A 26,767-nucleotide genomic window follows, 5' to 3' on the forward strand; every position below is an offset into this window, starting at 1 on the left:
GACAACAATTTCAGCTTAGATTCAGAGTTGAGTACGCGATAAAGAATTGCGTACTGAGCACAAAGAATTTGCCTGGCGGCACTAGCGCGGTGGTCCCACCTGACCCCATGCCGAACTCAGAAGTGAAACGCCGTAGCGCCGATGGTAGTGTGGGGTCTCCCCATGTGAGAGTAGGGAACTGCCAGGCATCAAATTAAGTAGTAAGCCGGTGCATAAATCCGGTGGTTACAGAAGTATTCGGTGGAGCGGTAGTTCAGTCGGTTAGAATACCTGCCTGTCACGCAGGGGGTCGCGGGTTCGAGTCCCGTCCGTTCCGCCACTTATTAAAAGCCCTGAGCATTTGCTCAGGGCTTTTTCTTTGCCTGTCGCTTTATTATTGCTTTTTTAGCAAAAATCCTCTGCGTTTAGCGCTCTTTTTCTCAATCCTCTCGTTGGTCATAATTACCCTCGTTAACCGATATGAATGAATAAAGAGGAAAATCATGACAATCCCTGCATTTGGTCTTGGGACCTTCCGTCTGAAAGATGACGTGGTTATTGCATCTGTAAAAACGGCGCTTGAGCTGGGCTATCGCACCATTGATACCGCGCAAATCTATGATAATGAAGCTGCTGTGGGTCAGGCTATTGCTGAAAGCGGCGTTGCGCGCGATGAACTGTTCATCACCACCAAGATCTGGATTGAAAATCTCAGCAAAGACAAGCTGATCGCCAGCCTGAAAGAGAGCCTGCTGAAGCTGCGAACTGACTATGTCGACCTGACGTTAATCCACTGGCCGTCGCCAAACGATGCCGTTGCCGTCGAAGAGTTTATGGCCGCGCTGCTGGAAGCGAAAAAGCAGGGGCTGACCCGTCAGATTGGTATTTCTAACTTCACCATTCCGCTGATGGAGCGGGCAATTGCCGCCGTTGGCGCAGAGAATATCGCGACCAACCAGGTTGAACTCTCTCCGTACCTGCAGAACCGTAAAGTGGTTGATTGGGCGCGTGAACACGATATTCATATCACCTCTTACATGACGCTGGCCTACGGTAAGGCGCTGAAAGATGAAGTGATTGCACGTATTGCGACGAAACATAATGCCACGCCGGCACAGGTTATCCTGACCTGGGCAATGGGCGAAGGTTATGCGGTAATTCCGTCTTCGACGCGGCGCGAAAACCTGGCAAGCAACCTTAAAGCTCAGGATCTGCAGCTTGATGAAGACGATCGCCAGGCGATCGCCGCCCTGGACTGCAACGATCGTCTGGTTAGCCCGGACGGTCTGGCGCCTGAATGGGACTAATCTAATCCCCCTCTGTACTCTACAACCCTCTTACAGCTCCTTCGGGAGCTGTTTTACATGTTCGCTAAGAAAGTCGATAAAGGCTCTGATCCGCGTGCTTACGGCTCTGTCGCTGTAGTAAACCGCGCTAAACGGCATTTCAACCGGCAGCCGTTTATCAGCCAGCAGTTCGACAAACGTCCCTTCAGCAATTTCCTTATCCACCATATAGTCCGACAGACAGGCGATTCCGTTACCGGCCAGGCACAGCTGCTTGAGCGTTTCTCCGCTATTGGAAGATATCTCGCTTTCGATTTCCAGCAGCTGGCCATCGCAGCAGGAGACTGGCCAGGTATTCAATGAAACAGGTTCGCTAAAACCGAGGCATTGATGATTTTTTAGCTCAGCGACGCTTTGCGGCGTGCCATGGCGAGCAAGATAGTCCGGTGAAGCGATTATTTTGCGGTAGCTATTAAACAATGGCCTGGCGCGCAGGCTGGAATCGGTCAGCGTGCCGGCGCGGATCGCGACGTCAACTTTCCGCTCAATCAGATTGATAAAGGTTTCGGACGAGACCAGCGTAAGGCTCATCTCTGGATAACGCTCGCGGAAGGGTTTTATCAACGGCATCAGAAAATGCAGTATCACCGGCGTCGCGGCATCAACCCGTAATAGTCCTCTTGGCGTCGTACGACTCTCCAGAAGTTCATTTTCGGCAGCGGCCATCTCCTGAAGCACAACCTGCATGCGACGGAAATAACGTTCTCCTTCTTCGGTCAGGCTTAGCTGACGGGTCGTACGGTTAAGCAGGCTCACGCCGAGCTTTGATTCCAGCTTTTTCACCGCCCGGCTGACGGCGGAATTGGCCTGACCTAGCTGTTCCGCTGCGCGGCTAAAGCTGCCGCTCTCGACCACGGCGACAAAAATGGCGATTTCTTCTGAGGTAGCTCTCATTATTGCACCTGTGGCAAAATTCTATTGATACTTTGGCTATTTTTGTTATTAAAGCATCTCTTCATACTACGTGTCATCTTAATCATGTTGATACGGAGTACATTATGCCGCTGGCGCTACTTGCCTTAACTATCGGTGCCTTTGCTATTGGCACGACCGAATTTGTCATTGTGGGCCTGGTGCCCACCATTGCAGAACAACTCGCTATTTCGCTACCCTCAGCGGGGCTGTTGGTTTCTATCTACGCGCTCGGCGTGGCGATTGGCGCCCCGGTGCTCACCGCGCTGACCGGGCGTATGCCGCGTAAGCAACTGCTGCTGGCGTTAATGGCGCTGTTTACCGCCGGTAACCTGCTGGCCTGGCAGGCGCCGGGTTATGAAACTCTGGTTCTGGCACGCCTGCTGACGGGACTGGCGCACGGGGTATTCTTTTCGATCGGATCGACAATTGCGACCAGCCTGGTCCCGAAAGAGAAAGCGGCTTCGGCGATTGCGATTATGTTTGGCGGTCTGACCGTTGCGCTGGTGACCGGCGTACCATTGGGCACCTTTATCGGCCAACACTTTGGCTGGCGCGAGACGTTCCTTGCCGTGTCGATCCTTGGCGTAATCGCGTTAATGAGCAGCCTTATCCTGGTGCCGAATAACATTCCCGGTCGTGTCAGCGCCGGTTTGCGCGCTCAGCTCCAGGTTCTGACTCATCCTCGTTTACTGATAATCTATGCCATTACGGCTTTGGGATACGGCGGCGTATTCACCGCTTTTACCTTCCTGGCGCCGATGATGCAGGATCTTGCCGGATTTAGCCCGGCGGCCGTTAGCTGGATCCTCCTGGGCTACGGTGTTTCTGTAGCGGTGGGCAACGTATGGGGCGGAAAGCTGGCGGATAAGCATGGCGCCGTGCCCGCGCTGAAGCTGATTTTTGCCGCCCTGGTTGCTTTACTGCTGATCTTTCAGTTTACGGCCAGCATTCAGTATGCGGCGCTGGCGACGGTACTGGTGATGGGCATCTTCGCATTCGGTAACGTTCCGGGTCTGCAGGTATACGTTGTGCAGAAAGCGGAGCAGTATACTCCAGGCGCGGTTGACGTTGCCTCAGGCCTGAATATTGCCGCCTTTAACATCGGGATTGCCTTAGGATCGGTGATTGGTGGGCAGACGGTAGAACATTATGGTCTGGATCAGACGCCCTGGATTGGCGCGCTGATAGTTCTGGTCGCGCTGTTGCTGGTGGTTCTTAGCGGCCGGCTCGATAAGCCTCAGCGCTGTGCTACGGTTCTTTCCGTAGAAGGATAAAGGTTTCTGGCAAATTGCATTGAAAGTGTATACAAAAATCCCTATAACAGAAGGACCAGCTGCAGTCTCGGGCTGGTTTCCTGTTATCGAGGTTTGATGCCTAAATTGCGAAAGAATACCTATGCCATGCGCTACGTCGCCGGACAGCCTGCGGAGAGAATCTTACCTCCGGGGTCGTTTGCTGGCATGACTCCGGCTTTTCCGGCGGGAGTACCGTTAAGTTCGGATGAAAAAATCCGCGTACTGGTGTGGAACATCTTCAAGCAGCAGCGCGCCGAGTGGAAATCAGTTCTTAACAACTTTGGTAAAGATGCGCACCTGGTGTTATTACAGGAAGCGCAAACCACGCCTGAGTTAGTGAAATTCGCCACCTCCAATTATCTGGCCGCTGACCAGGTTCCGGCACTGGTGCTTCCGCAGCATCCTTCCGGCGTGATGACGTTAGCTTCCGCCCACCCCATTTACTGCTGCCCACTGCGCGAGCGCGAGCCTATCCTGCGGCTGGCAAAGTCAGCGTTGGTCACCGTTTACCCGTTACCGGATACCCGGCTGCTGATGGTGGTAAATATCCACGCGGTCAACTTTAGTCTTGGCGTGGATGTCTACAGCAAGCAGCTGCTGCCGATTGGCGACCAGATTGCCCATCACAGCGGGCCGGTGATAATGGCGGGTGACTTTAACGCCTGGAGTCGTCCGCGAATGAACGCTTTGTATCGCTTTGCGCGTGAAATGTCGCTGCGCGAAGTCCGCTTCTCTGACGATCAGCGCCGCCGTACTTTTGGCCGCCCGCTTGATTTTGTGTTCTACCGGGGGTTAAGCGTGCACGATGCTTCCGTGCTGGTGACCCGCGCGTCCGACCACAACCCGCTACTAGTTGAATTCAGTCCCGGCAAGCCTGATTAATTAAGGTATGTCAGGCCTGCCATGGGGGCAGGCCTGCGTATGCATGGTGCTGCCTTTATTACTCAAAAAACCGAAGGACAATGCAATGACAACACGCTCTCATCATGACAACGTCGAAAAACAGTTTGGCTCACAGGCCAGCGCCTACCTGAGCAGTGCCGTACACGCTTCTGGGCGCGATCTGCAGCGCCTGGCCGAACGGCTGGCGGACTTCCCTCAGGCCCACGTGCTCGATATGGGATGCGGTGCCGGACACGCCAGCTTTGCGGCGGCAGGGCAGGTTGCCCAGGTAACGGCATATGATTTATCCAGCCAAATGCTGGAGGTGGTGGCTCAGGCCGCAAGGGATAAAGGTTTTGCTAACATTGCCACGCAGCAGGGCTATGCCGAATCTTTGCCTTTCGCTGATGCCAGCTTTGATGTCGCGATCAGCCGTTATTCTGCGCATCACTGGCATGATGTCGGCCAGGCATTGCGCGAAGTGAAGCGGGTGCTGAAACCGGGCGGAGTGATGATTATTATGGATGTGATGTCGCCCGGCCATCCTGTTCGCGACGTCTGGCTGCAGACGGTTGAGGCGCTGCGCGATACCTCCCATGTTCGCAACTACTCCAGCGGCGAATGGCTGACAATGGCGAGTGAGGCCGGTTTGGTGATAAATCATCTGCTGACCGATCGCCTGCCTCTGGAGTTCAGCTCCTGGGTCGCGCGGATGCGGACGCCAGAGGCGCTGACGGAAGCGATTCGTTTATACCAGGAGAGCGCATCGGCGGAGGTCAAAGCCTATTTTGCATTGCAGCAGGATGGTTCTTTCACCAGCGATACGATTATGTTTGAGGCCCATAAGGCCATCTGACGCAGAGATAAAACAAAAGGCACCGCATGGGTGCCTTTTTTAATGCCTGCTGAATCATCAGGATTCTGGTCTGTCGCTATTTTTCACAAACAGCGTCAGCTGATCGCCGGGTTTCAGGTTGCCGGTATCGCTGTTCCAGCGCATCACATCGCGAATGTTCACGCCATGGCGTTTCGCAATGCTCGACAAAGAGTCGCCCTTACGCACGCGATAGGTAATGCTATCGCTATTGTTTGCCAGACGTTCAGCGCTGCTGCCTGCGCCAATCACCAGATTCTGACCGACCTTCAGGTTAGAACCGCGAATACCGTTCCACTGCTGCAGATCTTTCGTTGATACGCCGAGACGCGATGCAATGCCGGAGATGGTGTCACCGGAGCGCACCTGGTAGCTGCGGCTGGTCAACGGCTTGTTGTCAGCCAGCAGCGTCGGCTGCACGGCGGCAATATCACCGGAGGCCAAAGACTCACGCAGCTGCGCCGCATGCTTCTGCGGTACCAGTACGTAATTCGGCCCGTTCGCGCCCAGAGTCGACCCCTTAACGCCTGCATTGAACGTTTTCAGCTTGCTGACGGGCATTCCTGCCATATCCGCTAGCTGTGAAATCTCAACCGGACTGTCGAGACGTACACGCGCCAGGGCACGGCTTTCGTCTGCTGTCGGCAGCCTTACGCCATACCGCTTGCTGTTCTTGAGAATATCGCTCAGGGCCAGCATTTTTGGTACGTATATTTTGGTTTCCTGTGGTAATGACAGCGACCAGAAATCGGTGGGTTTACCCCGTGATTTGTTCGCTTTGATAGCCTTCATTACCCGACCTTCACCGCTGTTATAGGCAGCGACGGTTAACAACCAGTCGCCGTCGAACATTTTGTTCAGACGTTGCATCATGTTTAACGCTGCCGTGGTTGAGGCAACGATGTCACGACGCGCATCGTAACTGCGGGTCTGTTTCAAACCATAATTGCGCCCGGTGCTCGGAATGATCTGCCAAATGCCTGCGGCATTGGCGCCAGACGTTGCGTGCGGGTCAAAAGCGCTCTCCACTATGGGTAGTAATACCAGTTCCATTGGCATGTTACGTTTCTTAACTTGCCCGGCTATCCAGTACATATACGGCTCTGCCCGTAAAGTTACATCGTGGAGATAGCTCTTATTTCTTAAGTACTTCTGTTTTTGTTCGCGAATCCGGACGTTTTCCGGAATTCCCATCTTTAGCTCGTCGCTTATTGAAGTCCACAGATCCTGGTCTTGCGCGTAGAAGGTTCCATCATCTAACCAGCGCGCTCGACTTGTGAACTTGCTTGCTTCCCCTTGACTCGCTGCAGAAAGGCTCTGTGCGTGCTGTTGTACGGTGCCATCGTTCTTAGACGCTTGGCACCCCACCAGCAGGACAGAGGCGAGTAAAATCGCTCGTGCCTTCATGTGTGTGTCAATAGTTGCTTAAAAGACGAGCAAGGATAACGGTGAAGTCGTCTGAAGACAAGAATTAAATATCAGAAGTCGTCTTTCTTTGACCTTAACCAGGCAAATCGCTGAATAGAGTGTTGCAAATTTGTTTCTTTGTCTATTTCTTTAATTAAATCATCATCATCCGTTCGAAGAAATAAATTAATAAGACGCTCATTTTTCAGAGTTACGGGGAGTGTTTTTTGGTTTTTTGTACGTAACTCATTAACTTTGCGGTAGTAATCGTTTATCTCCCTATCATGGGGAAGGATGCTTATTGCAAACTTCATGTTTGCTAAAGTGTACTCATGTGCGCAACATATTAATGTTTCGTCAGGAAGGGCGCCAATCTTCTTAAATGATTGATACATCTGCTCTGCGGTCCCTTCGAAGAGTCTGCCGCAGCCGCCGGAAAACATTGTATCGCCACAAAATAGATAAGGTGCGCTGTAGAAACAGATGTGTCCTAAAGTGTGACCTGGCGTGGCAAAAATAGAAAATTCGCGGCCCAAAACAGTGAGGCTATCTCCGTCCTTCACGACGTGGGTTGCGCCCTTATCCTGGGTTTCTGCCGGTCCGTAAACCACCAGGTTCGGAAATTTTTCCCGCAGTTGTTTAACGCCGCCAACGTGGTCGCGGTGGTGATGCGTCAACAAGATGGCTTCCGGCTGCCAGCGGTTTTGTTCGATGGCGGTGAGCACGGGCGCGGCTTCTCCGGGATCGACTATCAGGCAGCGCCCGCTATCTTCACTAAGAACCCAGATGTAGTTGTCCTGAAATGCGGGAATACTGATAAGATTCATAAATTACCTCTAATGCGTAGCGGAAGGTTGCGATGAAGCCGGCAAGGATACCTCATACAGTTACAGCGCCAGAGCACTGGTCCAGCATGCCGTGGGGCGAATACTACCGCGAATCGCTGGAACGGCAGATGAAACCGTGGCTCGCTAAATTATATGGCTTTCATTTACTTAAGATTGGCAATCTGAGCGCGGAAATCAATACCGAAGCCTGCGCGATTTCCCATCAGGTGAATGTCTCTTTGCAGGGGAATCCTGTGCAGGTAAAGGCCGATCCGCTGCATTTGCCTTTTGCCGAAAAGTCGGTAGATGCCTGCCTGCTGGCGCATACCTTACCGTGGTGCAGCGATCCGCATCGACTGCTGCGGGAAGCGGACCGGGTGCTGATTGACGATGGCTGGATAATTTTAACCAGTTTTAATCCTGTAAGCCTGATGGGGTTACGTAAACTGGTGCCGGTGTTACGCAATAAGCCCCCCTATAACAGCCGCATGTTCACCTTAACGCGTCAGATGGACTGGCTGGGGTTGCTGAATTTTGAAGTTATGCACTACGGGGGCTATCAGGTCCTTCCCTGGTCGCGCCACGGGGGGAAAATGCTCAGCACGCATCTACCGGCGTTGGGATGTCTGCAGCTCATTGTTGCCCGTAAACGCACTATCCCATTGACGCTAAACCCGATGAAATCGGGCAAAGCAAAAAAACGGATACCGCAGGCGGTAGGCGCCACGCGTCAGTGGCGCAAGGGGGAGAATTAACTTTCTGCCTGATAACCGATGTCGTCCCGGGTTGGGTTAGATGCCGCCGAGCGCGCCAGTTCGTCGCAACGTTCGTTTTCCGGATGTCCGGCGTGGCCTTTAACCCATTCCCATTTTATCTTGTGTTGACCCAGCGCGGCGTCCAGGCGCTGCCAGAGATCGACATTTTTTACCGGTTTCTTGTCGGCCGTTTTCCAGCCGCGTTTTTTCCAGTTGTGGATCCACTGCGTAATCCCCTGACGCACATACTGGCTGTCGGTACTGAGGATCACTTCACAATGTTCTTTCAGCGCTTCCAGGGCGACGATGGCGGCCATCATCTCCATGCGGTTGTTCGTTGTAAGGTTAAAGCCTTCGCTAAAAGTTTTTTCCTTCCCGCGATAGCGTAAAATCGCACCGTAGCCGCCAGGACCTGGATTTCCCAGGCAAGAACCATCGGTGAAAATTTCTACCTGTTTGAGCATCTCTGGTAGACTTCCTGTAATTGAAATCGATACGTAAAACGGTAAGTCTGACATAAATGACCGCTATGAGCACTGCAATTACGCGACAGATCGTTCTCGATACCGAAACCACCGGTATGAATCAGATTGGTGCGCACTATGAAGGGCACAAGATAATTGAAATCGGTGCGGTGGAGGTGATCAACCGCCGCCTGACCGGAAACAACTTCCACGTCTATTTAAAGCCGGACCGGCTGGTGGATCCTGAAGCGTTTGGCGTCCACGGTATTGCGGACGAATTCCTGATGGATAAGCCCGCGTTTGGTGATGTGGTCGATGAGTTTCTCGACTATATCCGCGGCGCGGAGCTGGTCATCCATAACGCATCGTTCGATATCGGCTTTATGGACTATGAATTTGCTAAGCTGAATCGCGGCATTCCGAAGACGGATACCTTTTGTAAGGTGACCGATAGCCTGGCCCTGGCGCGTAAAATGTTCCCGGGCAAGCGTAACAGCCTTGATGCCCTCTGTTCACGTTATGAAATAGACAACAGCAAGCGAACGCTGCACGGGGCGTTGCTCGATGCCCAGATTCTGGCCGACGTTTATCTGATGATGACCGGTGGCCAGACGACGATGGCTTTCTCAATGGAAGGGGAAGGGCAGCAGCAGGCCGGAGAAATAGGCATTCAACGCGTTGTGCGCGCCGCCAGCAAATTACGGGTGGTTTACGCCTCTGATGAAGAGCTGATGAACCACGAGTCGCGGCTCGATCTGGTGCAAAAGAAAGGCGGAAGCTGCCTGTGGCGGGCCTGATTTACCCATAAACGCGCTAAAAATAGTCTGTTGGGTGATTTTTGCAGCAAGCGATTCAAAAATGAAGAAAAAGCGTTGACGGAGTAGAGGGGAATCCGTAATATTCGCCTCGTCCCCAAGGGAACAGTAAGTGGAGCGGTAGTTCAGTCGGTTAGAATACCTGCCTGTCACGCAGGGGGTCGCGGGTTCGAGTCCCGTCCGTTCCGCCACTATTCAGAAAGCCTGAATCAGCAATGATTCAGGCTTTCGTCGTTTTAGCCTGCAGAACACATTCTCTTCCCCGTCTTCGCCAGCCATCCGTCGCGCCGGGCTGACAACGTTTGCCCGCGAGCCTGGTGTTAACAGCATTCATATTCTTGTTCCGCGCTGCGGGCGTTTACCTGCAGGGCTCTGGGCGAGCGGGCGGGATAGCGCTGGTTTGAGGCATAAAAAGGGAGCCTGGGCTCCCCTGCCAGGCTGGCTTTAGCTGAGCGTGAAGGGGTCAGCGTCCTGCCAGGCCGGAAACTTCTCGCGATACTCTTTTAGCGACGTCAGCGAAAGCTCAGCATCCAGGCGAGTCGCCTGATGCGGTTCGGCCGTCGCGATAATCTCACCCTGCGGCGTGATTATCCGACTATCGCCCCGGTAATGGTGCCCGTTGCCATCGGTGCCGACGCGATTGCATCCGGCAACATAAGCCTGATTTTCGATAGCTCTGGCGACCAGCAGCGACTGCCAGTGCATTGAGCGCAGGGCGGGCCAGTTGGCAACATACAGCGCTAAATCGTAGTCGTTATGGTTGCGTGACCATACGGGGAAGCGCAGGTCGTAGCATACCAGCGGCAGAATTCTCCAGCCGCGCCAGGCAAAAATGACCCGCTCGTTACCCGCTGCGTAATGATGATGTTCATCCGCCATGCGAAACAGGTGGCGTTTGTCATAGAAATGGATTTTACCGCCGGGCTCAACCAGCAAGAAGCGGTTAACCGGACCGCGGTCCGTTTGCAGCGCGGCGCTACCGGCAATCAGCGCGTTGGTTTGGTCGGCTTTAGCCTCCATCCAGGCTACCACTTCCTCTTGCGACAGCGACTGTTTTGCTGCTTCCATCGCGAAACCGGTGGTGAACATTTCGGGTAAAACAATGAGGTCACGCCCGGTAATCCCTTCCAGTTGACGATCGAAATGGCGCAGGTTGGCGGGACCGTCCATCCACACCAGCGGTTGTTGTAAAAGGGTAATTTTCAGTCCGGGCACGGTGGTGAACTCCAGTATGATGAGAGGAATTATAATGACTTTAACACCATATCAGCCGATGGACGGCTCAGGGAATATTTTGTAAAAGAATGACAGCCCTGGAAATACCTTCCGCTGAATTGTCAGAAAAAAAGAGAGGCGGGGAAGTCCCCGCCTCGATCGTGATGGGTTTATTTTTTCGTTTTTAAGCCGCTTCGATCTTGCGCACTTTCTCCGGTAGCTTTACCGGGCGGGTCGCCAGTTCATCCGGGGCGAAATCGTCGACGTTAATGCTGCGCAGTCGGCTGGTTTCCGCACGGACCAGGATGTCCGCCTCGTCCTGATTGATTAACCCTTTTGCCAGCGCGTTGCGGGCCAGTTCATCAAGACGCGTAAACGACAGATTCTTGCCCAGCTCTTTGCACAGGCGCTGGTGGATAGGGTCTGCTGCCATAACATCAAGCAGCGCTTCTTCCAGCAGGCCAACCGGATTATGCTCGCTCGGCGTCAGATACTGACCGCGGCCGATACGCGAACGCGTCGCGCTCGGAACCTGCAGGATTTTCGCTACCTTATGATCCAGCTTGTCTGAAGGCGCCAGGTAATGACGTCCGGTCGGGAAGATTGCCACGCGAAGCGCCCCAGCGACCAGACGATTCGGGAAGTTCACCAACAGATCGTCAATCGACTGCTCGGCCTGATACAGCGCATCCTGCACCCCCCAGTGAACCAGCGGTAAGTCCGCTTCGTTACGCCCCTCATCGTCATAGCGTTTCAGGACCGCCGACGCCAGGTAGAGCTGGCTCAGCACATCGCCCAGACGCGCAGAAATTCTTTCACGACGCTTCAGACTACCGCCCAGCACCGCCATTGAGACATCGGACAGCAGAGCCAGGTTGGCGCTCAGTCGGTTCATATGTTGATAGTAGCGACGAGTGGCATCGCGGGTCGGCGAGCTGCTGGTGAGACCGCGGGTCAGGCCCAGCCAGAAACTGCGTACCTTATTGCTGCCCACGTGCCCGATGTGTTTAAACAGCAGCTTATCGAAAGCGTTAACGTCGTTATTCTGCGCGGCCGCCATTTCATCCAGCACGTACGGATGGCAACGAATCGCACCCTGGCCGAAGATCATCATGCTGCGGGTCAGGATATTCGCCCCTTCAACGGTGATGGCGATCGGCGCGCCCTGATAGGCCCGCGCCAGGAAGTTTCCGGTGCCGAGCATAATGCCCTTACCGCCGGTAATATCCATTGCGTCAATAATGGAACGCTGACCACGGTGAGTACAGTGATACTTCACAATTGCCGACAGTACCGCTGGTTTTTCGCCAAGCATAATGCCGTAGGTAATCAGCGAGGCGGCGGCATCCATTACGTAGGCGTTGCCTGCGATACGCGCCAGCGGTTCTTCGATCCCTTCCATTTTACCGATAGAGATTTTGAACTGGCGGCGAATGTGCGCGTAGGCGCCGGTAGCCATGGCGACGGATTTCAGGCCGCCGGTAGCGTTTGACGGCAGGGTGATGCCGCGTCCCACGGATAAACACTCAACCAGCATCCGCCAGCCCTGGCCGGCCATCGACGGGCCGCCAATAATGTAATCGATAGGAACGAAAATATCTTTCCCCTGGGTCGGGCCGTTCTGGAACGGAACGTTCAGCGGGAAATGGCGACGCCCGATTTCAACGCCGGGGGTGCTGGTGGGGATGAGCGCGCAGGTGATGCCCAGCTCCTCTTCTCCACCCAGCAGGCGGTCTGGATCGGAGAGTTTAAACGCCAGCCCCAGTACGGTGGCGATAGGCGCAAGGGTGATATAGCGTTTGTTCCAGGTCAGGCGCATACCCAGCACCTGCTGGCCCTGCCATTCGCCCATGCAGACGACGCCGGTATCCGGAATGGCGCCGGCATCTGAACCCGCTTCCGGGCTGGTCAGCGCGAAGCACGGGATCTCCTGGCCGCGAGCCAGGCGCGGCAAATAGTGGTTTTTCTGTTCTTCGGTACCGTAATGCTGCAGCAGCTCGCCCGGGCCTAATGAGTTCGGCACGCCGACGGTAATCGCCAGGATCCCGGAGACGCCCGACAGCTTTTGCAGGACGCGAGCCTGCGCGTAGGCGGAGAATTCCAGCCCGCCGTACTCTTTCTTAATGATCATCGCGAAGAAGCGATGCTCTTTCAGATAGGCCCACAGCTCCGGCGGCAGATCGGCCATCTCGTGGGTAATTTCGAAGTCGTTCGCCATACGGCAGGCTTCTTCGACCGGGCCGTCAATAAAGGCTTGTTCTTCAGCGGTGAGGCGCGGCTGCGGATAGTTGTGCAGTTTCTGCCAGTCCGGGTTGCCGCGGAACAGATCGCCTTCCCACCAGGTTGTGCCAGCGTCAATCGCTTCTTTCTCGGTGCGCGACATCGGCGGCATGACCTTACGGAAAGCGCGGAACGCCGGGACTGAAATCATGGATTTACGCATCGGCGCAAGGTTAAACGGCAGTAAAACGATCGCCAGCGGAATCAGCAGCCAGATATTCCACAGCCCCGCAGCGCCGAGCGCGGCGGTCCAGATAAGCAAAATCGCGCTGCTCAGCAGCAGATTGATTCGGTGATAGAAGAGCGCACCGAGTAAAACAACGGTTGCAACAATACTCAAAATCATCATAGAGAAATGCTCCCTGTCTTGTAGGAGGTCTGACCACTTGTGATGATATGGTTGTAGTGGATGTAATTTGTTTTAGCAATGTGTTTACAAAATAATTACAACCTTGCTCACATTGTTGTACGGAAATGCGGCACATAAAATCAAAAGCACAGGGGATTGCATCGCGTGCTGCTTCTCGCTGCGTCGGCTATCCGGTAAACTGCCTGGGTTATCCCACAAATACTGAAGGATTATCCTCATGTACCAGGATCTTATTCGTAACGAACTGAATGAAGCCGCTGAAACGCTGGCTAACTTTCTGCAGGACGAAGCCAACATTCACGCGATTCAGCGTGCTGCGGTGCTGCTGGCGGATAGCTTTAAAGCTGGCGGCAAAGTCCTTTCCTGCGGTAACGGCGGTTCGCACTGCGATGCGATGCATTTTGCGGAAGAACTGACCGGGCGCTATCGTGAAAATCGCCCCGGCTATCCGGCCATTGCGATTTCCGACGTGAGCCATCTCTCTTGCGTCAGCAATGATTTCGGCTATGAATATGTTTTCTCTCGCTATGTAGAATCAGTGGGTCGTGCAGGCGACGTATTACTGGGGATCTCTACTTCCGGTAACTCAGGTAATGTTATCAAAGCGATTGAAGCCGCCCGCGCCCAGGGGATGAAAGTGATTACTCTGACCGGGAAAGATGGCGGTAAAATGGCGGGGTCAGCGGATGTAGAAATTCGCGTACCGCATTTTGGCTACGCCGACCGTATTCAGGAAATCCATATTAAAGTGATTCATATCCTGATTATGCTGATCGAAAAAGAGATGGTTAAAGCTTAAAAGGCTATTTTGTTAGCCATTTTGAACCCGGGCAGTGCTCAAGATCCTCACGTACATGAAGTACGCTCCGGTTTCTGCGCGCTGGCCGTGTCCAAACTGGCTGCACCAATTACGCCTTTTATGTTTCAGTAAGTGGTATGAGGTGAACTATGTGCGAATTGCTCGGGATGAGCGCGAATGTGCCCACAGATATTTGCTTCAGTTTCACCGGGCTGGTGCAGCGCGGTGGCGGAACCGGGCCACATAAAGACGGCTGGGGCATTACGTTTTATGAAGGTAAGGGCTGTCGCACATTTAAAGATCCGCAGCCTAGCTTCCAGTCGCCCATAGCAAAGCTGGTGCAGGAATATCCTATCAAGTCCTGCTCGGTCATCGCCCATATTCGCCAGGCCAACCGGGGTATCGTTGCGCTGGAAAACACTCACCCCTTTACCCGGGAGCTATGGGGGCGCAACTGGACCTACGCCCATAACGGTCAACTGGAGGGGTATGAGAGCCTCGAGACGGGAAGTCTGCATCCTATCGGGGAGACCGACAGCGAAAAGGCCTTCTGCTGGCTGCTGCATAGCATCACCGAGCGCTATCCGGAAATGCCGGGCGATATGGTTGAGGTATTCAGATTTATCGCCACGCTTGCCGGAGCGCTGCGTGAAAAAGGCGTGTTTAACATGCTGCTCTCCGACGGGCGCTACGTGATGGCGTTTTGCTCGACGAATTTATACTGGATTACGCGAAGGGCGCCGTTTGGCGTAGCGACGCTGCTGGATCAGGATGTAGAAATTGACTTTCAACGCGAGACCACACCGAATGATGTGGTCTCCGTTATCGCCACTCAGCCGCTTACCGGCAACGAAACCTGGAATAAAATTATGCCAGGCGAGTGGGCGTTATTTTGCCTCGGGGACCGAGTAGTTTGACGCGAGCTGCGGCTGCACAACTTCGTGGCTGAGCGGTTTGCTCACCACGTAGCGGCCATTGGCTACCGAAACCACCGGCGGCTTATGCGTCTGCCGGAAGTAGTCGTACCCGGGTTTCAGCTGCTGCCAGAAATCCGCGAAGTAGGAAAATTTGTGACGGGCCATGTTGGCGTCGGTCATGCGGAAAGGATAAATGCTCACCTGAACGTTGGGCTGGCCGAAGACTAACGCGCCGGTGACGAACTGGAAGATTTCATCAATGCCGGTATCGGTCATGGCGTAACAGCCAACGGATACGCAGGCACCGTGAATCATCAGATACTTTCCTTCATAGCCATGCGCGCGATCGTAGGCGTTCGGGAAACCGATATTGATCGCTTTGTAGAAACGGCTGTCGGGTTTTAGCTGATTGCGGGAAACGTTATAGAAACCTTCGGGGCTCTTGAAATCGCCCTGGCGCTGCTTTGGACCGAGCCCGCCGGAGTAGTTACAGATTCGGTAGCTGTCGAGAAGCTGGTAGGTTTCGCCCATCTTGACGTAAAGATCGAGCATGCGCTCTTCTTTGAAGATCTCAATGTAGACCGGCGAACCCATGAGCTGCTGCTTATACTCTTTGCTCATCGGCGTTGTCGAGCTGTTACTGCTAAGTAGCCCTGCGAATGAAACGCACGGCAACAGAAGCATCGCAATAAATAATGCGATTTTGCGCATACTACTTGTTCCTTGATAAAACAAATAACCACATTGCCAGGACGGCAAGAGAGACCCGAAATCAGAGTTTTCTGGTTTTAGAGCGCTCACATTAGCATCACGGCATTTTTTCGCAAGCACGACGTGCCACGTTTACGTTTTAGTTTTCCGTTATAGCGAATATTCAGGTAAAGCGCAGTCAGAACTTTGCGTAATAGCTCGCATTTTAGAACGACTTAATGGCAGTTTGTCTACAGGCGCTGCTCACGAAATGTTACACTTGCTCCGCTAAATACTCAGGGTAAGAAAGGATGCTTCTCTCCCGTCTTGTGAATCACCAGGACTACGATGTTCCTTTCTTCCTCTTATTTTCCATTAATTATGCTGGCCTCGGCCTGATGCCGGGGTTTACGTAACGGATACCTGCTAACGATATGATTAAAATCACGAAAGGGCTAAATTTGCCCATAGCTGGCATGCCATCACAGCAGATTTCTTCGAAGACTGCGGTCAAGCGCGTTGCGCTGTTGGGGGAAGAGTACATCGGTATGCGCCCCTCGATGGCGGTGCGTGAAGGAGACCGGGTACAAAAAGGTCAGCTTCTGTTCGAAGATAAAAGAAATCCTGGCGTGCGATTTACTGCCCCTGCGAGTGGAACCATCAGCGCCATTCATCGCGGCGAAAGGCGGGTTCTGCAATCGGTCGTTATTGACGTAGATGGCGATGATGCCGTTCATTTTCCCCGCTATGAATTAGCCGATCTTGCCGCGTTGACGCGCGAGGCCGTGCAGCAGCAGCTGGTGGAGTCGGGGATGTGGACGGCGTTTCGCACCCGCCCTTTCAGCAAAATACCTGCGCCGGGCAGCGTTCCAGCGGCCATATTTGTCACCGCCATAGATACGAATCCACTGGCGGCAGACCCTCAGCCAATCATTCTGGCCCAGCGCGAGGCTTTTGACGCGGGCTTAACCCTGTTGACGCGGTTGACCGACGGTAAGGTCCACGTCTGCCAGGCCAGCGGTGGCAAGCTTGGCGGGCATCCCGTGGGCCAGGTGACCTTCAACCAGTTTGCCGGGCCGCATCCGGCCGGGCTGGTCGGGACCCACATCCATTTTCTCGAGCCGGTTAGCCTGAAAAAGCAGGTCTGGCATCTTAACTATCAGGACGTTATCGCCGTTGGCAAATTGTTCCTTGAAGGGGAGTTGTCTAGCGAACGCATTGTTGCGCTCGGCGGCCCGCAGGTGAAAGAGCCTCGTTTATTAAAGACCTGCTCTGGCGCCAGCCTTGATGAACTGCTGGCAGATGAACTTCTGGATGATGAAAACCGCGTTATTTCTGGTTCAGTCCTCAGCGGAACGCATGCTCAAGGGCCCCATGCTTTTCTTGGCCGCTTTCATTTACAGATAAGCGTCGTAAAAGAGGGGCGTGAGAAAGAGCTGTTCGGCTGGGTAATGCCCGGGAAAGATAAATTTTCCATCACCCGCACCACGCTCGGCCATTTTATGAAGCGTAAGCTATTTAATTTCTCGACGGATACCAACGGTGGCGAGCGGGCTATGGTGCCGATTGGCAACTATGAGCGAGTGATGCCGCTGGATATTCTGCCCACCATGCTGCTGCGTGATTTGCTGGCGGGGGATACCGACAGCGCGCAGGCGCTGGGCTGTCTGGAACTGGATGAAGAAGACCTGGCGCTTTGCACCTACGTATGTCCCGGCAAGTACGAATATGGCCCGGCATTGCGCAGCGTGTTAACCCAGATAGAGCAGGAAGGATAAGTGATGGGCTTAAAGCAACTGTTTGACAAAATTGAGCCGCACTTTACGCACGGCGGCAAGCTGGAAAAATATTATCCGCTGTTTGAAGCGACGGCGACGCTGTTCTACACCCCCGGGCAGGTCACGCGCGGCGCGGCGCACGTCAGAGACGCCATCGATCTCAAGCGGATGATGATTCTGGTGTGGTTCGCCGTTTTCCCGGCGATGTTCTGGGGAATGTATAACGTTGGCCTGCAGACCATTCCGGCACTGCATAAATTATACGGCGCTGAGCAGCTGCAGCAGGTTATCGCCGGGAACTGGCACTACAGCATCGCGCAGTGGTTGGGGGTGAACTTCACCGCTGACGCCGGTTGGCTCAGTATGATGACCCTGGGGGCCGTATTTTTCCTGCCTATCTACATCACCGTGTTTCTTGTCGGCGGGTTCTGGGAAGTCTTGTTTGCTATCGTGCGCAAGCACGAAATAAACGAAGGCTTCTTCGTGACGTCAATTCTGTTCGCGCTGATTGTGCCGCCATCGCTGCCGCTATGGCAGGCCGCGTTCGGGATTACCTTCGGCGTCGTCATGGCCAAGGAGATTTTTGGCGGAACCGGGCGTAACTTTCTCAACCCGGCGCTGGCGGGGCGCGCGTTTTTATTCTTTGCCTGGCCGGCGCAAATTTCCGGCGACCTGGTGTGGACTGCGGCGGATGGTTTCTCCGGCGCGACGCCGTTATCCCAGTGGGCAAGCGGCGGCGGTGAATCGCTGGTTAACGTCTCTACCGGCCAGCCGGTAAGCTGGATGGACGCCTTCCTCGGCAATATCCCGGGGTCGATTGGCGAAGTCTCGACGCTGATGATTCTCATCGGCGGCGCCATCATCATTTTTGGTCGCGTGGCCTCGTGGCGCATTGTCGCAGGGGTTTTCATCGGCATGGTGGCCACCGCGACGCTGTTTAACTTTATAGGCTCTGATACCAACCCGATGTTTGCCATGCCGTGGTACTGGCATCTGGTGCTCGGTGGTTTTGCTTTCGGCATGATGTTTATGGCGACGGACCCGGTGTCCGCGTCGTTTACGGATAAAGGTAAATGGAGCTATGGCCTGCTGATCGGCGTGATGTGCGTCCTGATTCGCGTGGTCAACCCGGCCTATCCGGAAGGGATGATGCTGGCGATCCTCTTCGCCAACCTCTTCGCGCCGCTGTTTGATTACCTGGTGGTGCGGGCCAATATTAAGCGGAGGAAATCGCGTGGCTGAGAATAAAAGTAACGATAGCATCGGCAAAACGCTGCTGGTGGTGCTGGTGCTTTGTCTGGTCTGCTCAATCGTGGTCGCCGGTTCTGCCGTGGGGCTAAAATCGCGCCAGCAGGAGCAGCGCGCTCTCGATAAACAGCGCAATATCCTGGCGGTTGCCGGTCTGATGAAGCAGGGAATGAGCGCAGATGAAGTGGCTGACATTTTTAAGGCCCATATCTCTCCGCGTTTAGTCGATTTAGCCAGCGGTGAGCTGCTGGATAAAGATCCGGGCAAGTTTAATCAGGCTCAGGCCCTGAAAGACCCTCAGCAGAGCCTACAGCTGGAGGCGAGTCAGGATCCTGCCGGTATCAAACGCCGCAGTAATATTGCCGAAATTTACCTGGTGCGCGATGAAAAGCAGCAGATTCAGGAAGTGGTACTGCCAATTTACGGTAACGGCCTGTGGTCGGTGATGTACGCTTTTGTTGCGCTGGAAACCGATGGCCGCACGGTCAAAGGGATCACCTATTACGATCACGGTGAAACGCCGGGGCTGGGCGGGGAAATTGAAAATCCCAACTGGCGCCAGCAGTTCGTCGGTAAACAAGTGCTTGATGATAAAGGGATGCCTGCGCTGAGAATCGTCAAAGGCGGCGCGCGTCCTGGCGACCTGCACGCCGTTGATGGCCTGTCGGGCGCAACGCTGACGTCAAACGGCGTGCAGCATAGCTTTGATTTCTGGATGGGCAAACTGGGCTTTGGCCCATTCCTGCAAAAGGTGCGTGAAGGGGAGCTGAATAATGGCTGATTTGGGCGACATGAAAGAAATGAAGCGCGTGCTGGTGGGGCCGCTTATCGCTAATAACCCTATCACTCTGCAGGTTCTGGGCGTCTGCTCCGCGCTGGCGGTGACCACCAAGCTGGAGACCGCTTTTGTAATGACCATTGCGGTGACGCTGGTTACGGCATTCTCCAGCATGTTTATCTCCATGATTCGCCACCACATTCCGAATAGCGTGCGCATCATTGTACAGATGGCGATTATCGCTTCGTTGGTTATCGTCGTCGATCAGGTGCTACGCGCGTTTGCCTATGAGATCTCGAAACAGCTTTCGGTTTTCGTCGGTTTGATCATCACTAACTGTATCGTGATGGGGCGCGCCGAAGCCTATGCCATGAAGTCACCGCCGTTGGCGAGCTTTATGGACGGTATTGGCAACGGTCTGGGATACGGGGCGATCCTAATCATCGTCGGTTTCCTGAGAGAGCTGATCGGCAGTGGTAAGCTATTCGGTATTACCGTGCTGGAAACGGTGCAGAACGGCGGCTGGTACCAGCCAAATGGTCTGTTTCTTCTGGCGCCCAGTGCGTTCTTCATTATCGGTTTGTTGATTTGGGCGGTGCGCAGCTGGAAGCCTGAACAGCAGGAAAAGGAGTAACCGATTATGGCTCATTATATTAGCCTGTTTGTTCGCGCCGTGTTTGTTGAAAATATGGCGCTGGCCTTCTTTCTTGGGATGTGTACTTTCCTCGCGGTATCGAAAAAGGTCTCGACCGCTTTCGGACTCGGCGTGGCGGTAACGGTCGTACTTGGGCTGGCGGTGCCGATCAATAATCTGGTGTATAACCTGGTGCTGCGCGACGGTGCGCTGGTTGAAGGCGTCGACTTAAGCTTTCTGAACTTTATCACCTTTATTGGCGTGATTGCCGCGCTGGTGCAAATCCTGGAGATGATCCTCGATAAGTACTTCCCGACGCTCTATAACGCGCTGGGGATCTTCCTGCCGCTGATCGCCGTCAACTGTGCGATCTTTGGCGGCGTCTCCTTCATGGTGCAGCGTGACTATAACTTCACCGAATCCATCGTTTACGGCTTTGGCTCCGGCATCGGCTGGCTGCTGGCAATTGTGGCGATGGCGGGCATTCGTGAAAAAATGAAATACGCAAACGTGCCTGCGGGTCTGCGCGGGTTAGGGATCACCTTTATTACCACGGGTCTGATGGCGCTGGGCTTTATGTCATTCTCCGGTGTGCAGCTATAAGGGCGGAAAGTATGGAAATAATTCTTGGCGTAGTGATGTTCACGCTGATCGTCCTGGTACTATCGGGGCTGATACTGGCCGCGCGTTCGAAATTAGTGAATGCGGGCGACGTGGTCATTGAAATCAATAACGAAGCGGATAAACAAATTCGTACTCCGGCCGGCGACAAGCTGCTGAATACGCTCTCCAGCAACGGTATCTTTGTTTCATCCGCCTGCGGCGGCGGCGGCTCCTGCGGCCAGTGCCGGGTGACGGTGAAAGAGGGCGGCGGTGATATTCTGCCTACCGAACTGTCTCATATCACCAAGCGTGAGGCGAGAGAGGGCTGCCGTCTGGCCTGCCAGGTCGCGGTGAAGCAGAACATGAAAATTGAGCTGCCGGAGGAGATTTTTGGCGTTAAGAAGTGGGAGTGTGAAGTTATCTCGAACGATAACAAAGCCACTTTTATCAAGGAGCTGAAGCTGCGCGTGCCGGACGGTGACGCGGTTCCGTTCCGGGCCGGCGGGTATATTCAGATCGAATGCCCCTCGCACAAGGTTGCCTATGCCGATTTTGACGTTCCGGACGAGTATCGCGGCGACTGGGATAAATTTAACCTTTTCCGCTACGTCTCTGACGTGAAAGAGCCAACGCTACGCGCCTACTCCATGGCTAACTATCCGGAAGAGAAGGGTATCATCATGCTCAACGTGCGTATTGCAACGCCGCCGCCGCAGGTACCTGATGCGCCTCCGGGGATCATGTCCTCCTATATCTGGTCGCTGAAGCCGGGCGATAAAGTGACGATTTCCGGGCCGTTTGGGGAATTTTTTGCCAAAGAAACGGACGCTGAGATGGTCTTTATCGGCGGCGGAGCGGGGATGGCGCCGATGCGCTCGCATATTTTCGACCAGCTTAAGCGGCTGCACAGCAAACGTAAAATCAGCTTCTGGTACGGTGCGCGCTCTCTGCGAGAAATGTTCTATGATGACGAATTCGAGCAGCTGGCGCGGGAAAACCCGAATTTTACCTTCCACGTGGCGCTCTCCGATCCGCAGCCGGAAGATAACTGGACCGGCCATACCGGCTTTATTCATAACGTTCTGTATGAAAACTATCTGCGCGATCACCCGGCGCCGGAAGATTGTGAATTCTACATGTGCGGGCCGCCGGTGATGAACGCCGCGGTCATTAAAATGCTTAAAGATCTCGGCGTTGAGGATGAAAACATCATGCTGGACGATTTTGGAGGCTGATGATGCTGACGGTATTTGTCGCGACCTTTGTGATTTTCGCGCTGGTTATCCTGGGAATGTCGCTTGGTTATCTGATCAAGCGCAAAAGTATTCAGGGCAGCTGCGGCGGGATCTCATCGCTGGGTATGGAAAAGGTCTGCGACTGTCCCGAGCCCTGCGATGCGCGCAAAAAACGCCTGGCTCGCGAAGCGCAGCGCAAGCAGGATCGCATCCTATAAACAGCAGGCCGCACCGTGCGGCCTTTTTTGATTTACCAGGCTTTCGCTTTCGCCGGCGAGTCTACCATTACGCCGTCGGCGCCAAGCTCGCTTGCGGTACGAAAATCATCGGCACTATTAATGCCGAAGAAGACAATATGGGCTTTGCCCTGTGAGCGGAAACAATCCATAGCTTCTTTATCCCAGGTGAGCGTGGCTGGCGATACGCCTTCGCCCAGCGTGAACTTCTCCACTACTTCTACCTTGCGTTTCAGCTCCAGACCGTACCAGTATTCATTGCCCGACGCCGCGGTTGGCTGGCACTGGTGGCTAAGTGAAATATTAGCCAGCTTCGTTCGCGTTTCGCCCCGGCTGACGAAATGGGGGATTGATGCTGGCAGCGCCGCGATATAGCGGTCTTCCGTTGAATACACCCGTACGCGCGAGAGGCTATTGGTTTTTTGCAGTACTTCGCTAAGACGCGCCGCCATGATGGCCGGATCTGCATCAGGCGATTTGATATCGATGTAAAAGAAGGTCTGCGGCCACTGTTCCAGTACCGATTGCAGCGTTGGAATGGTTGCGTTTTTACCGCGCCAGGGGTGAGTTTCACCGCCCCATGTCCATCCCGCGTCCATACGGGTCAGCTCGGCAGCGCTGAAGCTTGAGATTTTCCCCGTATGGTCAGTCAGCGCGGACAGATCGCTCGGGCGATATAAGACCGGAACGCCATCCTGGCTTAATTGTACCGTTATCCAAATCGCCTCGGCCTTATTCTCCAGCGCAAGTTTTATCGCCGGAAGGGTATTTTCCGGCGCATCGCCGGTGCCTCCCCGATGCGCAATGAGCTGCGGCGCGGCGCAGGCGCTGCTGGCAATAAGCAAACCAAGCGCAGTAAGTATTGATTTCATGATTGCATTCACCTTATATGCTCATATAACTATATGAAAAGTAACTTATATTTATTGCAATTTTATGTTGTAGCACGTTTTTCAGGATAGTGGATTTAAAAAGATTAAATTTCGCCGTATTTTGCTATACTGTATGCATGTACAGTCTAAGGTTTGGCTATGCGTAAAATCATCCACGTTGATATGGACTGCTTCTTCGCGGCGGTGGAAATGCGTGACAACCCGGCACTGCGCGACATCCCTATTGCCATTGGCGGCAGTCGGGTGCAGCGCGGTGTTATCAGTACGGCTAACTATCCGGCGCGTAAATTCGGCGTGCGCAGCGCCATGCCAACCGCCACCGCGCTCAAACTTTGCCCCCACCTGACGCTGCTTCCCGGCCGCTTTGACGCCTATAAAGAGGCGTCGAACCATATCCGGGAAATTTTTTCCCGCTATACCTCGTTAATCGAACCATTATCGCTGGATGAAGCCTATCTCGACGTTAGCGACAGCGTTCATTGTCAGGGGTCGGCGACGCTGATGGCGCAGGAGATCCGCGAGACCATCCATCGTGAGCTAAATTTGACCGCTTCGGCAGGAATTGCGCCGGTAAAATTTCTCGCAAAAATCGCCTCGGATCTGAATAAACCCAACGGTCAGTTTGTTATTGCGCCGCATCAGGTCGCGGAGTTTGTCAAAACGTTGCCGCTATCGAAGATCCCGGGGGTAGGCAAGGTTTCCGCCGCAAAGCTCGAGAGCATGGGGCTGAGGACCTGTGAAGATGTGCAGAACAGCGATCTGGCGATGCTGCTCAAGCGCTTTGGTAAATTTGGGCGGATACTGTGGGAACGCAGCCAGGGGATTGATGAACGAGAAATCAGCAGCGAGCGCCAGCGCAAATCGGTGGGCGTTGAACGAACCCTGATAGAAGATATCCACGAATGGGTGGAGTGTGAATCGATTATTGAGAACCTCTACCCGGAGCTGGAACGGCGACTGGCGAAGGTTAAACCGGATTTGCTGATTGCCCGTCAGGGGGTCAAGCTGAAGTTTAATGATTTTCAGCTCACCACCCAGGAACATGTCTGGCCCCGGCTGAATAAAGATGATTTGATTTCTACCGCGCATAAAGCCTGGCACGAGCGGCGCGGAGGTCGGGGAGTCAGGCTGGTGGGGCTGCACGTGACGCTGCTTGATCCGCAGCTGGAGCGGCAACTCGTTTTGGGATTGTAACAATGTTAACGATAAGAATGTACGAAGAGCGGGATTTTCCGGCGCTATGCGCACTATTTTTACGCGCCGTTAAAGAGACCGCCAGCGCTGACTATTCCCCCCGGCAAATTGCCGCCTGGGCGCAGGTTGATGAAGCCCGCTGGCGGCAAAAACTTGCGGCGTCACGCGTACTGGTGGCAATAAATGATGCCTCGCCGGTCGGGTTTATTACCGCCGTGGATGACTATATCGATTTACTATTTGTCTCTCCCGACTATAGCCGCCAGGGCGTCGCCAGCGCGCTGCTCAATACGCTATTGAGGCAGCTTCCTGAGCGCGCTTATAGGGTAGAGGCCAGTATTACGGCAAAGCCCTTTTTTGCGCGTCACGGCTTCACGGTTATTCAGCCACAGGAAGTGACGGCGCGGGGTGAACGATTTCTTAATTATTTGATGCGGCGGCAAATCGACCCCACATACAGCGCGTGACAGGTATGCCCGGATGCGGTTACCACAATCGGCACGGCGTGCTTTCGCTCGGTCATTTTATAAAGAAAAGGCCCACTCTCTGCGGAGTGGGCCTGTGTTGTCTTACTTCGCCGGAATGGATTTCAGCAGTTCAGTCAACAGCGTCCAGTACTGGCCCACGCTTTCGATATGAACCTGCTCATCCGGGGAGTGAGGACCGGTGATGGTTGGCCCGATAGAAACCATGTCCATATCCGGATACGGTTTTTTGAACAGACCGCACTCCAGGCCCGCGTGGATAATCTGGATGTTCGGCGTCTTGTTGAAAAGACGCTGATAGGTTTCACGCACCAGATGCATCACCGGCGAGTTGGCGTCCGGCTGCCAGCCCGGGTAGGCGCCTTTCGCTTCGGTTTTTGCACCGGCCAGCTTGCCCAGCGAATCCAGCATGCTCACGACATAATTTTTGCCGCTGTCGATCAGCGAGCGAATCAGGCAGTGAATCTGCACGTTGTCGCCGGTCATGGTCACCACACCGACGTTCAGCGAGGTTTCCACCACGCCTTTTGCCACATCAGAGTTGCGGATGACGCCGTTTGGCGTGGCGTTCAGCAGACGCACAAAGGTATCACGAGATTGGGCCGTCAGCGCAGGCTGCTCGTTAGCAACCGACTCCAGCAGCACAGTCAGGTTTTTCTCTTTGGCCGCCAGCTCGTTTTTCAGGATCGCCTGGTATTCATTAGCCAGCGCTTTCAGCGCGTCCGCTTTATCCGCGGCCACGGCGACCGTCGCGAACGCTTCACGCGGGATCGCGTTGCGCAGGGTGCCGCCGTTGAAATCGACCAGGCGCAGATCCAGCTCTTCAGCATGGCCTGCGAGGAAGCGTGCCAGCAGCTTGTTGGCATTACCTAAACCAACGTGGATCTCGCCGCCGGAGTGGCCGCCTTTGAGTCCTTTAAGGGTCAGCTTAAAGCTCTGGAAACCGGCCGGAACGGCTTCACGGGTCAGCGCCAGGTCAGAGGTGAAGTCGATACCCCCCGCGCAGCCCATGTAAATCTCACCTTCTTCTTCGGAGTCGGTGTTGATCAGGATATCCGCCTGCAGCCAGTTGGCCTGCAGGCCAAACGCGCCGTCCATACCGGCTTCTTCCGTCATGGTCAGCAGCACTTCCAGCGGGCCGTGAACCACGTTGTCGTCAGCCAGTACCGCCAGCGCGGAAGCCATGCCGATACCGTTGTCGGCGCCCAGGGTGGTGCCGCGCGCTTTGACCCACTCGCCGTCGATGTACGGCTGAATCGGGTCCTTAGCGAAGTCATGAACGGTATCGTTATTTTTCTGCGGCACCATATCGAGGTGCGCCTGCAGCACAACCGGTTTGCGGTTTTCCATACCGGCAGTCGCGCCTTTACGAATCAGAATGTTGCCAACCTGGTCGCGTTCCGCGTGTAAGCCTTTTTCTTTTGCCCAGCCCATGATGTGCTCAGCGAGCTGTTCTTCGTGATAGGAGGGGTGAGGAATAGAGCAGATTTTGGCAAAAATATCCCACAGCGGCTGCGGGGATAATTGAGACAGTTCAGACACGATAAGTCTCCTTACAATCACCTGCAAAAGTCGTTTGCAGATCGAGGGGTTAGCAATCAAATACACTACAAGCCCGGGCTTGCGCGATGGGGTTGAGAATACCACTTTCCGTGTACTCTGGTAGTGTAAACCACGTAAAAAGAGTCGTCGTGGCCGCTTAACGCTGGTTTTTAGCGCGTCAGATCTCTATAATCTCGCGCAACCATTTTCCCCCTCGAACATTATTTAAGCCGTATTACACAGGCTGGGACACTTCACATGAGCGAAAAATACGTCGTCACCTGGGACATGTTGCAGATTCACGCCCGCAA

Annotated in this window: 26 protein-coding genes, 2 tRNA genes and 1 rRNA gene; 20 read left to right on the forward strand and 9 right to left on the reverse strand. The window is 54.3% G+C overall.

Features of this window, described 5'->3' with window-relative positions; genetic code table 11:
- Nucleotides 1-71: 71 nt before the first annotated feature.
- From rrf to dkgB, 3 genes are all read left to right on the forward strand, one after another.
- Nucleotides 72-187, forward strand: a 5S ribosomal RNA gene (gene rrf / locus FQK12_RS13685).
- Nucleotides 188-242: 55 nt separating this feature from the next.
- Nucleotides 243-319: transfer RNA gene (locus FQK12_RS13690), tRNA-Asp, on the forward strand.
- Nucleotides 320-482: 163 nt separating this feature from the next.
- The gene (gene dkgB, locus FQK12_RS13695; RefSeq protein WP_014228019.1) at nucleotides 483-1,286 is read left to right on the forward strand and encodes a 2,5-didehydrogluconate reductase DkgB; all 804 of its coding nucleotides are present in this window, start codon (nucleotides 483-485) and stop codon (nucleotides 1,284-1,286) included.
- A gap of 30 nt (nucleotides 1,287-1,316) precedes the next feature.
- Here dkgB and yafC read toward each other — a convergent pair whose 3' ends face one another.
- Nucleotides 1,317-2,219: a DNA-binding transcriptional regulator YafC gene (gene yafC / locus FQK12_RS13700; protein WP_014228020.1), complete on the reverse strand. Its 903-nt coding sequence runs from the start codon at nucleotides 2,217-2,219 to the stop codon at nucleotides 1,317-1,319.
- Between the two features lie 104 nt (nucleotides 2,220-2,323).
- Between yafC and FQK12_RS13705 the strand changes: the two genes are divergently transcribed.
- From FQK12_RS13705 to FQK12_RS13715, 3 genes are all read left to right on the forward strand, one after another.
- Nucleotides 2,324-3,514, forward strand: a complete 1,191-nt coding sequence (locus FQK12_RS13705) for an MFS transporter (RefSeq protein ID WP_014228021.1) — start codon at nucleotides 2,324-2,326, stop codon at nucleotides 3,512-3,514.
- Nucleotides 3,515-3,619: 105 nt separating this feature from the next.
- Complete coding sequence (locus tag FQK12_RS13710) at nucleotides 3,620-4,417, forward strand: endonuclease/exonuclease/phosphatase family protein (protein ID WP_025108464.1); 798 nt, start codon at nucleotides 3,620-3,622, stop codon at nucleotides 4,415-4,417.
- An 85-nt stretch (nucleotides 4,418-4,502) separates the two neighbouring features.
- Nucleotides 4,503-5,273, forward strand: a complete 771-nt coding sequence (locus tag FQK12_RS13715) for a class I SAM-dependent methyltransferase (RefSeq protein WP_014228023.1) — start codon at nucleotides 4,503-4,505, stop codon at nucleotides 5,271-5,273.
- A gap of 57 nt (nucleotides 5,274-5,330) precedes the next feature.
- Here the strand turns inward: FQK12_RS13715 and mltD are convergent, their stop codons facing one another.
- The gene (gene mltD, locus FQK12_RS13720) at nucleotides 5,331-6,698 is read right to left on the reverse strand and encodes a murein transglycosylase D (protein ID WP_014228024.1); all 1,368 of its coding nucleotides are present in this window, start codon (nucleotides 6,696-6,698) and stop codon (nucleotides 5,331-5,333) included.
- 71 nt (nucleotides 6,699-6,769) lie between these two features.
- Entirely contained in the window at nucleotides 6,770-7,525 is a 756-nt protein-coding gene (gene gloB, locus FQK12_RS13725; RefSeq protein WP_014228025.1) for a hydroxyacylglutathione hydrolase, read from the reverse strand.
- 32 nt (nucleotides 7,526-7,557) lie between these two features.
- On the opposite strand from gloB, the gene FQK12_RS13730 reads away from it, so the two are divergent.
- Nucleotides 7,558-8,280: a class I SAM-dependent methyltransferase gene (locus FQK12_RS13730; RefSeq protein WP_014228026.1), complete on the forward strand. Its 723-nt coding sequence runs from the start codon at nucleotides 7,558-7,560 to the stop codon at nucleotides 8,278-8,280.
- On the opposite strand, the gene rnhA is transcribed toward FQK12_RS13730, so the two are convergent.
- The gene (gene rnhA, locus FQK12_RS13735) at nucleotides 8,277-8,744 is read right to left on the reverse strand and encodes a ribonuclease HI (RefSeq protein ID WP_014228027.1); all 468 of its coding nucleotides are present in this window, start codon (nucleotides 8,742-8,744) and stop codon (nucleotides 8,277-8,279) included. The genes FQK12_RS13730 and rnhA overlap by 4 nt on opposite strands.
- 65 nt (nucleotides 8,745-8,809) lie before the next feature.
- Between rnhA and dnaQ the strand changes: the two genes are divergently transcribed.
- Both dnaQ and FQK12_RS13745 read left to right on the forward strand, forming a co-directional pair.
- Nucleotides 8,810-9,541, forward strand: coding sequence for a DNA polymerase III subunit epsilon (gene dnaQ, locus FQK12_RS13740; RefSeq protein ID WP_014228028.1), 732 nt, complete (start codon nucleotides 8,810-8,812; stop codon nucleotides 9,539-9,541).
- A gap of 132 nt (nucleotides 9,542-9,673) precedes the next feature.
- A tRNA-Asp gene (locus FQK12_RS13745) sits at nucleotides 9,674-9,750 on the forward strand.
- Between the two features lie 253 nt (nucleotides 9,751-10,003).
- Here the strand turns inward: FQK12_RS13745 and FQK12_RS13750 are convergent.
- A complete protein-coding gene (locus FQK12_RS13750) occupies nucleotides 10,004-10,774 on the reverse strand; it encodes an amidohydrolase (protein WP_014228029.1) in 771 nt (256 codons plus the stop codon).
- A 184-nt stretch (nucleotides 10,775-10,958) separates the two neighbouring features.
- On the reverse strand, nucleotides 10,959-13,403 hold the full coding sequence (fadE, locus tag FQK12_RS13755; RefSeq protein ID WP_014228030.1) for an acyl-CoA dehydrogenase FadE: 2,445 nt from the start codon (nucleotides 13,401-13,403) through the stop codon (nucleotides 10,959-10,961).
- A gap of 238 nt (nucleotides 13,404-13,641) precedes the next feature.
- Here fadE and lpcA point away from each other — a divergent pair, with 238 nt between their 5' ends.
- Both lpcA and FQK12_RS13765 read left to right on the forward strand, forming a co-directional pair.
- Nucleotides 13,642-14,223: a D-sedoheptulose 7-phosphate isomerase gene (gene lpcA, locus FQK12_RS13760; RefSeq protein ID WP_004099149.1), complete on the forward strand. Its 582-nt coding sequence runs from the start codon at nucleotides 13,642-13,644 to the stop codon at nucleotides 14,221-14,223.
- Nucleotides 14,224-14,372: 149 nt separating this feature from the next.
- Nucleotides 14,373-15,140 (forward strand): class II glutamine amidotransferase, encoded by a 768-nt coding sequence (locus tag FQK12_RS13765; RefSeq protein ID WP_004847917.1) that lies wholly within the window; start codon nucleotides 14,373-14,375, stop codon nucleotides 15,138-15,140.
- Here the strand turns inward: FQK12_RS13765 and dpaA are convergent.
- Nucleotides 15,111-15,851: a peptidoglycan meso-diaminopimelic acid protein amidase gene (dpaA, locus tag FQK12_RS13770; RefSeq protein ID WP_014228031.1), complete on the reverse strand. Its 741-nt coding sequence runs from the start codon at nucleotides 15,849-15,851 to the stop codon at nucleotides 15,111-15,113. The two genes, FQK12_RS13765 and dpaA, sit on opposite strands and share 30 nt — an antisense overlap.
- A 413-nt stretch (nucleotides 15,852-16,264) precedes the next feature.
- Here dpaA and FQK12_RS13775 point away from each other — a divergent pair, with 413 nt between their 5' ends.
- The 7 genes from FQK12_RS13775 to nqrM are packed head-to-tail and all read left to right on the forward strand — an operon-like array spanning nucleotide 16,265 to nucleotide 22,324.
- On the forward strand, nucleotides 16,265-17,608 hold the full coding sequence (locus FQK12_RS13775; RefSeq protein WP_004847919.1) for a Na(+)-translocating NADH-quinone reductase subunit A: 1,344 nt from the start codon (nucleotides 16,265-16,267) through the stop codon (nucleotides 17,606-17,608).
- A 3-nt stretch (nucleotides 17,609-17,611) separates the two neighbouring features.
- Nucleotides 17,612-18,850 carry an NADH:ubiquinone reductase (Na(+)-transporting) subunit B gene (locus tag FQK12_RS13780; protein ID WP_004847922.1) on the forward strand — a complete coding sequence of 413 codons (1,239 nt, stop codon included), beginning with the start codon at nucleotides 17,612-17,614 and terminating at the stop codon, nucleotides 18,848-18,850.
- The gene (locus tag FQK12_RS13785; RefSeq protein WP_004847924.1) at nucleotides 18,843-19,637 is read left to right on the forward strand and encodes a Na(+)-translocating NADH-quinone reductase subunit C; all 795 of its coding nucleotides are present in this window, start codon (nucleotides 18,843-18,845) and stop codon (nucleotides 19,635-19,637) included. The genes FQK12_RS13780 and FQK12_RS13785 overlap by 8 nt, the downstream gene beginning before the upstream one ends.
- Nucleotides 19,630-20,268: an NADH:ubiquinone reductase (Na(+)-transporting) subunit D gene (locus FQK12_RS13790; protein WP_004099162.1), complete on the forward strand. Its 639-nt coding sequence runs from the start codon at nucleotides 19,630-19,632 to the stop codon at nucleotides 20,266-20,268. Before FQK12_RS13785 ends, FQK12_RS13790 begins: the two co-directional genes overlap by 8 nt.
- A gap of 6 nt (nucleotides 20,269-20,274) precedes the next feature.
- Nucleotides 20,275-20,871 (forward strand): NADH:ubiquinone reductase (Na(+)-transporting) subunit E, encoded by a 597-nt coding sequence (gene nqrE / locus FQK12_RS13795; protein ID WP_004847929.1) that lies wholly within the window; start codon nucleotides 20,275-20,277, stop codon nucleotides 20,869-20,871.
- A gap of 11 nt (nucleotides 20,872-20,882) precedes the next feature.
- Complete coding sequence (gene nqrF, locus FQK12_RS13800; protein ID WP_004847931.1) at nucleotides 20,883-22,106, forward strand: NADH:ubiquinone reductase (Na(+)-transporting) subunit F; 1,224 nt, start codon at nucleotides 20,883-20,885, stop codon at nucleotides 22,104-22,106.
- Nucleotides 22,107-22,108: 2 nt separating this feature from the next.
- Nucleotides 22,109-22,324, forward strand: a complete 216-nt coding sequence (gene nqrM, locus FQK12_RS13805; protein WP_004847934.1) for a (Na+)-NQR maturation NqrM — start codon at nucleotides 22,109-22,111, stop codon at nucleotides 22,322-22,324.
- A gap of 32 nt (nucleotides 22,325-22,356) precedes the next feature.
- Here nqrM and FQK12_RS13810 read toward each other — a convergent pair whose 3' ends face one another.
- Nucleotides 22,357-23,214 (reverse strand): glycerophosphodiester phosphodiesterase family protein, encoded by an 858-nt coding sequence (locus FQK12_RS13810; protein ID WP_014228033.1) that lies wholly within the window; start codon nucleotides 23,212-23,214, stop codon nucleotides 22,357-22,359.
- 159 nt (nucleotides 23,215-23,373) lie between these two features.
- Between FQK12_RS13810 and dinB the strand changes: the two genes are divergently transcribed.
- Together dinB and FQK12_RS13820 are read left to right on the forward strand one after the other, a co-directional pair.
- A complete protein-coding gene (gene dinB, locus FQK12_RS13815; protein ID WP_014228034.1) occupies nucleotides 23,374-24,429 on the forward strand; it encodes a DNA polymerase IV in 1,056 nt (351 codons plus the stop codon).
- 2 nt (nucleotides 24,430-24,431) lie between these two features.
- A complete protein-coding gene (locus FQK12_RS13820) occupies nucleotides 24,432-24,896 on the forward strand; it encodes a GNAT family N-acetyltransferase (RefSeq protein ID WP_032693183.1) in 465 nt (154 codons plus the stop codon).
- Between the two features lie 102 nt (nucleotides 24,897-24,998).
- Here FQK12_RS13820 and pepD read toward each other — a convergent pair whose 3' ends face one another.
- Entirely contained in the window at nucleotides 24,999-26,456 is a 1,458-nt protein-coding gene (gene pepD, locus FQK12_RS13825) for a cytosol nonspecific dipeptidase (RefSeq protein ID WP_014228036.1), read from the reverse strand.
- Nucleotides 26,457-26,767: the final 311 nt, after the last annotated feature.

The organism is Klebsiella sp. ME-303, assembly GCF_007910085.1.
Classification (GTDB): Bacteria; Pseudomonadota; Gammaproteobacteria; order Enterobacterales; family Enterobacteriaceae; genus Klebsiella; species Klebsiella michiganensis.